The 13,999-nt window shown below is 42.5% G+C and carries 8 protein-coding genes; 1 reads left to right on the plus strand and 7 read right to left on the minus strand.

Annotated elements, in window-relative coordinates:
• Positions 1–297 precede the first annotated feature (297 nt).
• The 5 genes from hupB to tig all read right to left on the minus strand — a co-directional run bounded on the left by hupB (position 298) and on the right by tig (position 6,694).
• The gene (hupB, locus tag FM019_RS19685) at positions 298–570 is read right to left on the minus strand and encodes a nucleoid-associated protein HU-beta (protein ID WP_008844220.1); all 273 of its coding nucleotides are present in this window, start codon (positions 568–570) and stop codon (positions 298–300) included.
• A gap of 252 nt (positions 571–822) precedes the next feature.
• Positions 823–3,174, minus strand: coding sequence for an endopeptidase La (gene lon, locus FM019_RS19690; RefSeq protein ID WP_143837783.1), 2,352 nt, complete (start codon positions 3,172–3,174; stop codon positions 823–825).
• A 124-nt stretch (positions 3,175–3,298) separates the two neighbouring features.
• Positions 3,299–4,576 carry an ATP-dependent protease ATP-binding subunit ClpX gene (gene clpX / locus FM019_RS19695; RefSeq protein WP_143837784.1) on the minus strand — a complete coding sequence of 426 codons (1,278 nt, stop codon included), beginning with the start codon at positions 4,574–4,576 and terminating at the stop codon, positions 3,299–3,301.
• An 86-nt stretch (positions 4,577–4,662) separates the two neighbouring features.
• Positions 4,663–5,295, minus strand: a complete 633-nt coding sequence (gene clpP / locus FM019_RS19700; protein ID WP_143837785.1) for an ATP-dependent Clp endopeptidase proteolytic subunit ClpP — start codon at positions 5,293–5,295, stop codon at positions 4,663–4,665.
• Positions 5,296–5,383: 88 nt separating this feature from the next.
• Positions 5,384–6,694 carry a trigger factor gene (gene tig, locus FM019_RS19705; RefSeq protein ID WP_143837786.1) on the minus strand — a complete coding sequence of 437 codons (1,311 nt, stop codon included), beginning with the start codon at positions 6,692–6,694 and terminating at the stop codon, positions 5,384–5,386.
• 421 nt (positions 6,695–7,115) lie between these two features.
• Between tig and FM019_RS19710 the strand changes: the two genes are divergently transcribed.
• A complete protein-coding gene (locus tag FM019_RS19710; protein ID WP_221934401.1) occupies positions 7,116–10,094 on the plus strand; it encodes a sigma 54-interacting transcriptional regulator in 2,979 nt (992 codons plus the stop codon).
• Between the two features lie 35 nt (positions 10,095–10,129).
• Here FM019_RS19710 and FM019_RS19715 read toward each other — a convergent pair whose 3' ends face one another.
• Complete coding sequence (locus FM019_RS19715; RefSeq protein WP_143837788.1) at positions 10,130–13,534, minus strand: two-component regulator propeller domain-containing protein; 3,405 nt, start codon at positions 13,532–13,534, stop codon at positions 10,130–10,132.
• A 174-nt stretch (positions 13,535–13,708) separates the two neighbouring features.
• A complete protein-coding gene (locus FM019_RS21155) occupies positions 13,709–13,912 on the minus strand; it encodes a hypothetical protein (RefSeq protein ID WP_409553418.1) in 204 nt (67 codons plus the stop codon).
• Positions 13,913–13,999: the final 87 nt, after the last annotated feature.

Raw genomic sequence — 13,999 nt, forward strand, 5'->3', positions numbered from 1 at the left:
CTCTTTGACGGACTTATTAACAGCACTGCGCAGCGTTATAACCTCTGTGCTCGCAGCAATAAAACGGCGGGATTATAGCGCGAAAACCATTAGGATCACCAGCTAAAGCCCAAATAATCTATGACCAAATTGATTAATTATCCGGTCATTCAAAATCAACATTAATTTCGAAGGTTAATTGCGATGAAAAAGCAGGTTGAGCGACAAATACCAGACAATAATGATATTTAACCCAGTAAACAGAAACGAAAAAGGCGATGAATGTTCATCGCCTTTTTGTCTATCGAGACGCTTGTCTTAGTTACAAGAATCTTTAAGAGCTTTACCTGCTTTGAAAGATGGTACTTTCGCTGCAGCAATCTGGATTGTCTCACCTGTTTGTGGATTACGACCACTGCGAGCTGAACGCTCACGAACTGAGAATGTACCAAAGCCAACTAGCGCTACTTGATCGCCGTCTTTAAGAGCAGCAGTAACTGCGTCGGTAAATGAATCAAGAGCACGACCAGCAGCTGCTTTAGAAATGTCTGCACCAGCAGCAATACTATCGATTAGTTGAGACTTGTTCACAATAAGATCCCCTTCAATTGTTATTATTTGTTGTTCCGCAAAATGATTATTGCGGTGACGTTATAACAAGCTTGAATTTGAACTTCAAGCAATGATTTACAATTAGTTTACATTTATGAATCGTCGCAATCCCTTTTGTGATAAGGCTTCTGACGAAACTGACATAAAGGCTACCATATCTTTTAACTTAGTGAAGCCCTTATTTTTAAAAAAATTAGAAAAAATCACCTAAATTGGCTACTTTTTCTCCGGCTAGGCCGATTCGGCGCTAAATCCCTCAGGATTTTCCTGCAAAGCCAACTCCAAAACCTCATCAATCCATTGCACTGCATGAATACTCAAGTCTTGTTTGACGTTATCAGGGATCTCTTCCAAGTCGCGTTCATTGTCTTTTGGAATAACAACTGTCTTTATCCCGCCTCGATGCGCTGCCAATAACTTTTCTTTTAAACCACCAATTGCCAATACTTCGCCTCGCAATGTGATTTCTCCAGTCATAGCCACTTCACCTTTAACCGGATTTCCTGTTAAAGACGAAACCAATGCGGTGCACATTGCGATACCTGCACTAGGACCATCTTTTGGTGTTGCCCCCTCGGGAACATGAACATGAATATCACGTTTTTCGTAGAAGTCTTCATTGATGCGGAGCTTCTCAGCACGGCTTCGCACGACTGTCATAGCAGTTTTTATTGACTCAAGCATCACATCGCCCAGTGAGCCGGTAAACGTAGTTTTGCCTTTACCCGGAACAGATGTCGTTTCTATCGTCAATAAATCACCACCGACTGACGTCCAAGCTAGCCCAGTCACTTGGCCAATCTGGTTATTTCCATCAGATTTCCCATAGTCAAAGCGCTGCACACCCAAGAAGTCTTTTAAGTTTTCCTGGTTCGCTACAACTTTTTTGGTCTTAGGATTAAGTAAGATGTTCTTCACCGCTTTGCGGCAAATCTTGGATATTTCTCTTTCGAGACTTCTTACCCCCGCCTCTCGGGTGTAATAACGAATAATTCCTATGATTGCTGAGTCTTCAATATGCAGCTCGCCTTCTTTTAGACCATTGCGTTCCATTTGTTTTTTAACTAAATGGCGAGTAGCGATGTTGAGTTTTTCGTCTTCGGTATAACCAGATAGGCGAATCACTTCCATACGGTCAAGTAATGGTCCAGGAATGTTCATACTATTTGAGGTAGCAACGAACATAACGTCTGACAAATCGTAGTCCACTTCCAAATAGTGATCGCTGAAAGTACTGTTTTGTTCTGGGTCCAGCACCTCTAACAGTGCAGAAGATGGGTCACCGCGCATATCCGATGACATTTTGTCAATCTCATCGAGTAGGAATAGCGGGTTTTTTACGCCAACTTTTGCCATTTTCTGGATCAGTTTACCTGGCATAGAACCGATGTAAGTTCTGCGATGACCGCGGATCTCAGCTTCGTCTCTTACCCCCCCCAAAGCCATGCGCACGTATTTTCGACCTGTCGCTTTGGCAATGGATTGCCCTAAAGATGTTTTACCCACACCAGGAGGACCAACAAGACAAAGAATAGGACCTTTGAGCTTCTTAACTCGTTGCTGAACCGCGAGATATTCAATAATTCGCTCTTTAACTTTCTCTAAGCCGTAATGATCAGAATCTAAAATGTCATCGGCTTTTGCCAAATCTTTTTTCACTGCACTGCGTTTATGCCAAGGCACATTTGCCAGCCAATCGATATAGCTTCTGACCACAGTCGCTTCAGCTGACATTGGTGACATCATTTTGAGCTTGCGTAATTCCGCAGTGGCTTTTTCCTTTGCCTCATCTGGCATCTTGGCTTCTTCAATTTTTTTGCCGAGTGCATCAAATTCGTCTGGGGCTTCATCCAACTCACCCAACTCTTTTTGGATGGCTTTCATCTGTTCGTTTAGATAGTACTCTCGCTGACTCTTTTCCATTTGCTTTTTAACGCGGGTACGGATTTTTTTCTCCACCTGCAGCAAATCAATTTCGTTTTCCATCAACGCCATGAGATATTCTAGACGCTCGTTAACGCTCTCCATCTCTAGCACTTTCTGCTTTTCAGAGAGCTTGAGTGGCATATGAGCTGCCATGGTATCAGCAAGTCTAGCGGCTTCTTCGATTCCATTTAGCGAGGTAAGCACTTCGGGGGGAATTTTTTTGTTTAGCTTAACGTATCCCTCAAACTGAGAAATCGCCGAGCGAACTAAAACCTCTTGCTCATTTTCAGCAAGCTCTTCGTCTTCTTTACGAATTACTTCTGCCACAAAATAAGTGTCAGTTTGTAGAAAGGTTTGGATCTGGCCACGAACATTGCCTTCCACCAAAACTTTTACGGTGCCATCAGGCAACTTGAGCAGCTGTAAAATGGTTGCAATGGTGCCGACTTCATAAACATCCTCTTTTTCAGGTTCATCTACGCCAGCATCTTTTTGTGCAACCAAAAAGATTTGTTTGTCTTTATCCATTGCCGCTTCTAAACAGCGAATGGATTTTTCTCTCCCTACAAATAAAGGGATAACCATGTGTGGATATACCACCACATCTCTTAACGCCAATACTGGCATTTCTATGCGATCAGCTCGCTCTTCTGTCATGCTTAATCTCGTTTTGTAATACTGCTAGAAAGGTAATGATAGTGTATATGGGGATTACACAGTAAAGTTCAAACAAAAAATACAAAAGGCTCCTAAGAGCCTTTGTTTTTGTTCCATTTCTACTTTATTCTGCAGCAGCTTTTTTATCAGTGCTGCTATCGTAAATGAGTATAGGTTTAGACTCACCTTTGATAACGGTTTCATCGATCACCACTTTACTGACACCTTCCATTGACGGTAAGTCATACATGGTTTCGAGCAACACACCCTCAACAATTGAACGCAAGCCACGAGCGCCTGTTTTACGTTGCATCGCTTTATTCGCAATAGCGTGCAACGCATCGTCACGGAATTCCAGCTCTGCGTTCTCCATTGAAAACAATGCACCGTATTGCTTGGTTAGTGCGTTTTTAGGCTCCTGAAGAATTTGAATCAGTGCATCTTCACTCAGTTCTTCCAAACTAGTAAGTACCGGTAAACGCCCGATAAATTCTGGTATTAACCCATATTTCACCAAATCTTCTGGCTCGACTTGCTTAAACAACTCGCCTGCTGCTTTGGTTTCGTTTTTGCTTTTAACGGTTGCACCAAAGCCAATTCCAGAACCCACTGCTGCACGTTGCTCAATGACCTTATCCAAACCTGCAAACGCACCGCCGCAGATGAACAAGATTTTTGAAGTGTCGACTTGCAAAAACTCTTGCTGAGGATGCTTTCGACCACCTTGAGGCGGCACAGAAGCTATGGTTCCCTCAATCAGTTTCAACAACGCTTGTTGCACCCCTTCACCAGAAACATCCCGCGTAATAGATGGGTTGTCTGATTTGCGGGAAATTTTGTCAATTTCGTCAATATAAACAATACCACGTTGTGCTTTTTCAACGTCGTAATCACATTTTTGTAAAAGTTTTTGAATAATGTTTTCGACATCTTCACCCACATAACCGGCTTCAGTTAGTGTGGTTGCATCTGCCATGGTAAAGGGTACATCTAATAAACGAGCCAAGGTCTCTGCCAGTAGTGTTTTACCACTACCCGTTGGACCAATCAGTAAGATATTACTCTTACTAAGCTCAATACCATCGTGAACATCACCACTTCGTAGACGTTTGTAATGATTGTATACCGCCACAGATAGCACTTTTTTGGCGTGTTCCTGACCGATAACATATTCATCAAGATGCGCGTGGATTTCTTTTGGCTTCGGCAGCGCATCTTGCTTTTTCTTGGGAGAAATGTCTTTAACTTCTTCACGAATTATATCGTTACAAAGCTCCACGCATTCATCACAGATGAATACAGATGGGCCGGCAATTAGCTTGCGCACTTCGTGCTGGCTCTTGCCGCAAAACGAGCAGTACAATAACTTATTGTCGCCGTCTGAGTTCTGATTATCACTCATTAATAAATTGCCCCTTCCAATTTGTCTCGCTATTTGCGAACACTCCTTTAATCCTAAGTGTTAACGCAAATGGCTTACTTCTCAAATTATTTCGTGTTTTTCAACGCGTCTTCACGGTTGTTGAGCACTTGATCAATTAAACCATATTCCATGGCTTCAGTCGCGCTCAAAAAATTATCTCTGTCAGTGTCGTTAGCAACACGTTCGTAATCTTGCCCTGTGTGTTCGGCCATCAAACGATTAAGTTTCTCTTTAATAGACAGGATTTCCTTCGCATGAATTTCAAAATCAGACGCTTGACCTTGGAAACCACCCAAAGGTTGATGGATCATGACCCTTGAATTTGGCAAGCAGTAACGTTTACCTTTTGCACCACCAGACAATAAGAAGGCGCCCATACTTGCTGCCTGCCCTACACAAACGGTGCTAACGTCGGGTTTGATAAATTTCATTGTATCGTAAATTGCCATGCCTGCAGTCACAGAGCCACCTGGCGAGTTGATATACAGGAAAATATCTTTTTCTGGATTTTCAGCTTCTAAAAAAAGCATCTGGGCAACGATCAAGTTTGCCATATGATCTTCAACCTGCCCCACTAAAAAGATTACGTTTTCTTTTAATAGACGTGAATAGATATCGTAAGAACGTTCCCCTTTAGCAGTTTGTTCTACAACCATGGGGACAAGTGCATTAAGTGGATCGAAAGACGTGTTCAACATAAATTAATTCTTCACAAATAAAAATGCTCGGTAAGTACCGAGCATTTAATCAGGAGCTGACTATTGAAGTCAAATAACTACTGCTAATTTAAGCCTGTTTGTTCATGATATCGTCAAAGGCTTTTTTCACTTCTTTGACTTTGGCTTCGCCAACGACCCACTCAACTGCTTGCTCTTCAAGAGCAACGTTTTGAATTTGTTGAAGTAATTCGTTGTTGTTTTTGTAATATTCAACGACTTCTGAAGGATCTTCATAAGCAGATGCAGTTGTTTCGATTAACTGCTCTACGCGCTCATCTTCAACTTTGATTTCATTGTTTTTGATGATTTCGCCCAAAATCAGACCAATTGAAACACGACGTTTGGCGTTTTCTTCGAATAAATCTGCTGGAAGTTCAGGCATATTATCAACATTACCGCCAGATTGTTGTTGGAAACGTTGTTTGGCTTGCTCACGCAAAGCATCGATTTCTTGGTCGACTAGTGCTTTAGGCAAATCCAACGTGTTTTGTTCAAGTAAACCAGCAATCACGTCTTCTTTAAGTTTAGCTTTTAAAGTCTGGTCAAGTTCACGTTGCATATTCTTGCGTACTTCAACGTTTAGTTTTTCAACGTCACCGTCTTCAATACCAAACAACTTCGCAAACTCTTCATCAACTTTCGGCAAGTCAAGGCCTTCAACTTTGGTCACTGTGATTGTGAACTGTGCGTCTTTACCTTTTAGATTCTCTGCATGGTAGTCTTCAGGGAAAGTCACATCAGAAACGACTTCTTCGCCTTTCTTCGCACCCACTAAAGGTTCTTCAAAACCAGGGATCATGCGATCTTTGCCAAGCTCTAAAGGAAAATCTTCAGCTTTGCCGCCTTCAAATTCTTCGCCATCGATAGTGCCGACAAAGTTAATTGTCACACGATCATCTTTCTTCGCTTTACGCTTAACTTCTTTCCAGTCAGCGTGTTGCTTGCGAAGTGTATCCATCATGTTGGCGAGATCTTTATCAGAAATCTCTACAACAGGTTTTTCCAATTTAATTTTGTCTACGCCCTTAACTTCGATTTCTGGATAGATTTCAAATGACGCAACAAATTCAAGGTCTTCACCGTCTTTGTCTTTGGTCAGTTCAAAACTTGGCATACCTGCTGGGTTTAGTTTTTCTTGCACAACCGCTTCATAGAAGTTGCGTTGCATAACTTCACCAGCGATTTCTTGACGAACTGCCTGGCCAAAACGCTTTTTGATTACTGAAACAGGAACTTTACCAGGACGGAATCCGTTGATGCGTTGGGTTTTCGCCAACTGCTGTAAACGCGATTTGACTGCTGAATCGATTGAATCTGCAGGAACAGAAATGGTAAGGCGGCGCTCTAGGCCTTGAGTCGTCTCGACTGACACTTGCATTATGATACCTCAACTATGCGTGTTTAATACGCGTAATTCAAATTTGCGAAAGAACGTAATGGATGATTAACTTTGGCGCGATCCTAGAATCACGCTCGGCTACTTTTAACTTCCAATTCCACCGCATTGTGCGGACCATCTTGGCCCACCTCGGTTAAAAAAGACGCGACAGTATACAGGCAGCGAAATATATAGTCGAGCGCAAAAATTAATTAAAATCCGACCAGTTAAAACATTTGGTTTTAATGTTGACAAAACATTGCTCCCAATTCCCTGTTTTGGTTAAACATATTGGCCCTGTCTCGCCTCTCTGCTTCCATTGCATAACCGCGCAAGATATGGAATATTAATTCAGATTGGCACTACGGAACCCATAACCTTGAACCCGAAAGACGTATTACTTCACCATCTAAGCAGCCTGATGTCGTTCTCTGGTGCGAAAAACATCAGCGTTTTTCACCCTCAGGTCAGCGATAAAATGGGTGAAGTTGTTGTGGGTGAATTTGAAAACGATGAATTGCCATTAACACAAGATTTTGATTTTGAGCATCCAGGTGTCATCCAATTTAACAGTAGAAACTCAGACATTGTCTACATCGTGCTAGACCAAAAAACGGTCCTTATCAAAATATCCGAATACATCATTGCAGAGTTGCCTACACCTGTAAGAGATGCAACAGGAAGTGATAATCAAAGCTCAGATTCTAAGTCCCGTCGTGCCCCGATACAGTCGTTTAGCACGACATCCTTTTTTTGGATGAAGGTAACATTTGAATCGGCAATACCCAGTTGGTTTGATCAAAACATGCAACAGGGAAACCCAGAAGAAATCGAAAAAATGGCCTCCATCGAGCAAATGCTCGAATCAGCGAGTATGCAAATTAGGTTGATTGGCGATTACCTAGCCCTGTTGTCAGATCCGCTCACTAATTTGAACCCTCGCACCGTAATGCAAAATAAAATTGCCTTGCTTAGCCAGAATTATTCTGTGGGTTTGGTGATGCTGCATTGTATCGACTTTCACCAAATCAATAAAAAATTTGGCCATGAATTTGGCGATAACGTGATCCGTGAAATCGCCACTGAATTGAAATCAGTAACAAGAGAAGCAGACATCCTGAGTCGCTTTGGCGGTGCACTTTTTGGCGTTGCCTTTCCAGCAAATGAAAAAACCGACGTAGCAAGCCTTGCTAAAAAACTGCAACGAGTGTTGCAGCAAAAACAATACTTGGATGGTGCCATCAACCTGCAATTTGATTTGGGTGCCGCTATTGTTGAACATGACGAGAAAATAGAAACTGAGTCTGAACGGGCAAGTACCTTAATTAACCGCACCGATCAGGCTCTTAAGGTTGCTCAACAGGAGAATCAACCTTCCATTATTACTTGGCAAAAAGACGACTTTAATCTTTATCAACAGCAATTTAATTACCTTGGTGGCATCTTCACTGCCGATACGATAACCGACTATCGCAACATGCTTTTGTTGTGGGATATATCTTCATTAATAGCCGATAAACATGATCTCACACAGTTGTGCCAAAGTGTTGTCCAACGTTTAGCTCAGACGTTCGATTTTAGTTGTGCAGGCATCATCAGTGACGATGAATTAGATCAGATGAGTTACAAGTTCTCCATCGACGTGGCTGACAACGCTGTCGCGCTCAACACTAAAGATCATGCGTTTTTGAGCGAAATAAAACAGATGAAAAACACCGTTTTGGACACTAAAAAACCGTCCGAGCGGTATGTTGGCAGTTCGTTGTTATTAGTGTTGCCACTTGAGATTGAAACCGATGATTGTTTTTTCATTTGTGGTAATGCTGAGCATTTTGAAGTTAAACATGACACCAAGGTGTTGCTGTCGGGTTTGACAAGACAACTCGGTAAAGCACTGCGCAGAAGTCGCCTGGAAGAAGAACTTAACCGCAAGCTGGAATCGCAGAATGAGCAACTGCAATATGAATTGGCGCAATTAAAAGAAGGGTTGCAAGTAAGCAGTATTATCTATCGATCTCAAGCGATGGAAAACTTGATGAAACAAGCCAAGCGGGCGGCATTAACTGATACCACCGTATTAGTCACGGGAGAAAGTGGTACGGGCAAAGAGCGCTTGATCAATGCGTTGCACACTATGGGCAACCGAGGCGACAAACCCTTTGTGATTGTAGACTGCGGCTCCATTCCAGAAACCTTGATTGAATCCGAATTATTTGGTTACGTAAAGGGCGCGTTTACCGGCGCGCAGAACACGTCACAAGGTAAAGTCCTAGACGCCAATGGCGGCATATTGGTTTTGGATGAAATTGGTGAATTACCACTGAATATGCAAACCAAGCTTCTGCGATTTGTGCAGGAAAAACACTTTACTCCAGTTGGTGGCAATAAAGTCATTGAAGTGGATGTTAAAATCATTGCCGTGACCAACCGAGATTTAGCACAGGAAGTCGAACTAGGTACATTTAGGAAAGACTTGTATTACCGACTCAATGTTCTCACCTTACACAACCCACCTTTACGAGAACGGGTAGAAGATATTGCACTGCTTTCCTCACATTTTTTGGCCAAATTTGCTGAACAATTTAAGGTTGAAAAACGCGTGCTGTCCGATACAGCGCTTCGTCGCATGGCAGAATACTCCTGGCCAGGAAACATTCGTGAACTAGAAAATAGATTGATGCAGGCAACGCTGCTCAGCGAAGGACAGGTGATAGAGTGGGAACTGCTTAACATTGAAGATGATGCTCAACACCAAGCACAAAACGGATACGCCACAACCAATGGATTACCTTCTCCACCCGTGACACCTGTGATGCAGTCAAACGGTATTAGTGATAACAATGCGAATTCAACGCCGGCACAAAACGGTCAAGTAACTCATCAGCCACCACCTACCGCGCCGATTCACCAGACTGAACAACATTCAGCGCCTCAGTTTATCAGTTCAGACGACTGTTTAGCCTATTTGCTGGAACTGTTTAAACAGCAATTGGCGGCAGCAGGACAACATCCACAGTTTTTTAACGCGCCTTTTGGTAATTGGATTGAGGACGAGTTGATTATTAAAACCTATTTGGCAACAGACAGAAAAATGCGCCAAACCGCTGCGCGCTTGTCGATTTCGCAAAGCACCGCCAGACGAAAAGTTGACAAGATATTAGCCGAAATGAATCAGAATAATCAGCATCGCCCGGACAATTGGCATCAAATTACCGATGCACTCATGCCCATAGCAGAAGGCAAAGTGTTTATTGCCAACTGCGTGGCAAAAATAAAGTTGCTTGTACTAGAAGGGATTTTGAGCACACCGGTTTATAGCATGGCTCAGGCTGCTGAGATGTTAGGTGTTAGTGAGCCCACATTCTACAAATTAAAACGTGAGCTTGATGCGCTAAATTAGCAGAATTTGCCTTCACAAATCTTGTGTTCAGCTAACTAGCGTCTTCTGGATTTTATATCCAACACCTTAGGGGCATTTTCGCGATCTGCCTGTTTAATGCGAACATAGCCTTCACCAATGACACTATCAATATTTTGCGTCAAGGTATTCATAATGCTCACTGGCGGCATTTCCAAAGATTGTAAAATTCCTGTCCATTGATTACGTCCCGCTTCCTTGGATTTATACAAAGCGTTGTCCGCAAGCAAATGAACCTGTTCCCAACTTAACGAATCTGGGTAGTGATGCGAGAATGGGAACATGCTGTATCCGATCGAACATGACAAATGCATCTTTTGTTTAAGATCAATATCAAATCCATAGGCGGCAATTTTGCTCCGTAGACGCTCTGCAAGTAACTCAATTTCTTGCGTTTCTTCAACACGGCCCATCACTAAGAATTCATCCCCACCCCAGCGAATGACGGTATCCGACTTGCGGCAGACGGTTTTAAGTAAATCACTGACCTGACAGATAACTTTATCACCAGCATCATGGCCATAGGTGTCATTAATAGGTTTAAAGCCATCCAAATCGAACATTAAGAAGAACAGCCTTGGACCACTTTCAGCATTCATTCCGCCTTTTTTAAGGTTCGCTTCAAAATCACGGAATACGCTTGCGCATTGCTGATCGATAATGCTGTTCAAATAACGGCGATTGTGCAATCCAGTTAATTGGTCCGTCACACTCGCATTAAGTAGTTGTTCGTTAGCCTCTCGAAGCTCAACCGTACGATTTTTCACTTCAAGTTCAAGCTCATGACGATAATTTGCTTCTTTTTCCAGTTTGTTAATGTAAGAGCGATAAATCCAATAAATCAGCCCTAGAGCAAATAACGCATAAATTGTATACGCCCACCATGAATACCAGGGCGCTGGCAATACAGTTAACGCAACATCTGCTCCTTGCTCGTTCCAAATACCATCGTTATTCGACGCTTTGACGCGGAACAAATAATTACCTGCAGGCAAGTTGGTATAAGTCGCTTTACGAATATCGCCAGCCTCAATCCAATCGTTATCAAAGCCTTCTAGTTTATACAGATATCGATTGTTGTTTGGCGACGCGAAATCCAAGCCTGCAAACTCAAACGCGATCAAATAATCTTTATGAGAAATTTGAATATTGTTGCGCTGGCTTCCCCCCGAATCTAATGAATACACTTCATTTAGCTTTTGAAACTTAGTCAAAACCACTGGGGGTATATGTTGATTGGGCGCAATTTCATCAGGATAAAAAGCCGTCACCCCGTTGGTGCCACCAAAGTACATTTTACCGTCGCGGGCTTTGTGGAAAGCTCCTGAGTTAAATTCATTGCCTTGTAACCCATGAGAACTGTCGTAGTTTAGCAATTCGTTGGTTTCGATATTGACTTTTGAAATTCCTCGATTGGTACTTACCCATAAAAAACCATTACTATCTTCCAGGATACCGAATACTGTGCTGCTTGGTAGGCCTTCATAGCGTGAAATACGATCAAATTCAAATACGCCGTTTTCAATATTCTCTTTGCTTATTTTTGCTAAACCCGCGCCTGCTGTCCCTACCCACACGCTCCCGTTAGGATCTTCAAGAATGTCCCAAACTGTATCAGCACCAAGAGATTTAGCTGCTGTTTTGTCCGAGTCAATTCGCATCGCGGTTCCGGTAGTAGGGTTAAATATATTTAACCCTTTGTCCCAAGTACCTACCCAAAGTAAACCATTTCTCATTCGTGTAATGGATAACACCCGATTACTGCTCAATGTTTGTAAATTTTCACCATCAGTTTTGTACTTGATGAATTGACCAGTTTGAATATCAAACAAGTTAAGACCGCCACCAAATGTGCCCACCCAAAGCTTGCCATTGCCCGCATCTTTGATGGTTGTCACACCAGGCGCGCCAATACCTTCAGGGTTGGCAGGGTCAAAGGGATAATGTTTATACGTCATGGTGTCAACATCTAGATGACTCATGCCTTTTTCACGGTATCCGATGAATAAATCGCTTCCATCCTCACTTGCATGAAGCGCCATCACTTTGTTGTGCAGCAATGTAGTGTCGTAGTCGCCTTCAAATTCTAAGGTCGTAATCTGGCCGGTTGCTTGGTCAAGTAAATCTAATCCTTCAAGAGAGGCCAGCCACATAAAACCGTCTTTTCCATCATGAAAAGCTGTTGAATAACTGCCGCTAAGAGATTGATTTTCGTCTGCAGTCACGCGTATATGATCGAAATTCGCGGTCGCGGTATTCCATTTATTCAACCCACTGTTGCTACCCACCCAAAAAACATTACCACGATCTTGGTAGAGATAGGTCAATTTCTGGCTAGATAGACTAAAAGGGTCTTGTTTGTCATGTTGAAGGTGTAAAAATGTTTCACCATCGGAGTTCAACCTAAATAAGCCGCTGTCAGTGGCCACCCACATAACGTCATCTCGGTCTTTGTATATGTGCTGGATGTTAACATTTCGAGTCTGCTCAGGTGACCAGACTTCAATTTTACTCTCGCCTGTGCTCAAAGCGCTTAGTGATACCACATCAAGTCCGTTCTGGCTGCCTATCCAGAGATTCTCTTGACTATCAAAAGCCAAAGAAACTTCTCCGGTCGCTGAAAAGGCGAAGCGTTTCGACAAATCCTCAAAGCCATGAACTATTTTTCCATTAGAAGAATCAAGGCCAATCAAGCCTCTTCCAGATACTGCAATCCATAGCAATCCATTGTTATCCTCAACTATACTCTGAATAAATTTTGTATCGGTGCTTGAATCTGGAAGACCAATTCTCTGGAAAGAATTTGAAGTGGGATTGTAGAGGTTTAAACCTTCGCCAGTCCCAACCCACATTTTTCCGTTTTTTGACTTATGTATGACATTAACATTGTCACTACTCAAACTTGTTTCATTGTCCTTGTCATGCACTAAATGACTGAAAGTCTGCGACGACTTGTCAAAAACGTTGACTCCCCCACGAGTGCCAATCCACAAAGTATTTTCGTCATACTCCGCAATACTAAAAACCCAATCTGAGCTCAACGATTCTCTGTTTCTTACACTGTAAGTGAAAACTTTAAATTGGTAACCATCATAGCGGTTTAGTCCCTCTTGGGTGCCAAACCACATAAAGCCCTCAGAGTCCTGAAATGCGGTAATAATAAATTCTTGCGACAAACCTTGCTCAAGCGCTATTTTTTGGAAGCGAATGTTTTCCTCATCGCCCAGAGCACTGCTAACCATGGTTAGAGTCAGTAAGAGTGTACTGAGCTTGACCATAATCTTTTGTATAATTCTAAATCGCAGTTTCAATTCTTCAGCCTCAATCCAAGGGTTAGCCTTTAACGTTGTCAAAAGGTCAATGATTAGCCAACCGATGATAAGTGTTGCGTTAACTCGATTCAACATAATCTGCTTAATCATTGACGGTTATTCGTATCTTGTTTGTTCAACCCTTATAACTTTCTCTTTTGAAAAAGGCCGCACTTAAGTGCGGCCAATACTTACAGTAACTTAATCTTGTTTAGAATACTGGGTCTAGCAGTTCATCTGATTCCTCAGTGCTGTTAACCACTGTCTCGTCCAGGAGTGCTTGTTCTACACTTTCAGTTGAAATTGTTGCACCTTCTGCATTAAACCAGTCCGTTCCTTCTGCGTTGAACCAATCCGTTCCTTCTGCGTTGAACCAATCCGTTCCTTCCACTCGCAGCCAATCTGTTCCTTGTGCATTGAACCAATCTGTTCCTTGTGCATTGAACCAATCTGTTCCTTCTGCATTGAACCAATCTGTTCCTTCTGCATTGAACCAGTCCGTTCCTTCTGCGTTGAACCAATCCGTTCCTTCAGTAATTACATCGCCATTACTTATTAAAATGCCTAACTCACCGG

Source organism: Aliiglaciecola sp. M165 (genome assembly GCF_007197995.1).
In the GTDB taxonomy this organism is placed as follows: Bacteria; Pseudomonadota; Gammaproteobacteria; order Enterobacterales; family Alteromonadaceae; genus Aliiglaciecola.

Excerpts from the sequence above, each read along its gene's own strand:
- clpP (WP_143837785.1), bottom strand. The coding sequence starts at position 5,295 with ATGTTGAACACGTCTTTCGATCCACTTAATGCACTTGTCCCCATGGTT.
- clpX (WP_143837784.1), bottom strand. The coding sequence starts at position 4,576 with ATGAGTGATAATCAGAACTCAGACGGCGACAATAAGTTATTGTACTGC.
- FM019_RS21155 (WP_409553418.1), bottom strand. The coding sequence starts at position 13,912 with ATGCAGAAGGAACAGATTGGTTCAATGCAGAAGGAACAGATTGGTTCA.
- tig (WP_143837786.1), bottom strand. The coding sequence starts at position 6,694 with ATGCAAGTGTCAGTCGAGACGACTCAAGGCCTAGAGCGCCGCCTTACC.
- lon (WP_143837783.1), bottom strand. The coding sequence starts at position 3,174 with ATGACAGAAGAGCGAGCTGATCGCATAGAAATGCCAGTATTGGCGTTA.
- FM019_RS19710 (WP_221934401.1), top strand. The coding sequence starts at position 7,116 with ATGTCGTTCTCTGGTGCGAAAAACATCAGCGTTTTTCACCCTCAGGTC.
- FM019_RS19715 (WP_143837788.1), bottom strand. The coding sequence starts at position 13,534 with ATGATTAAGCAGATTATGTTGAATCGAGTTAACGCAACACTTATCATC.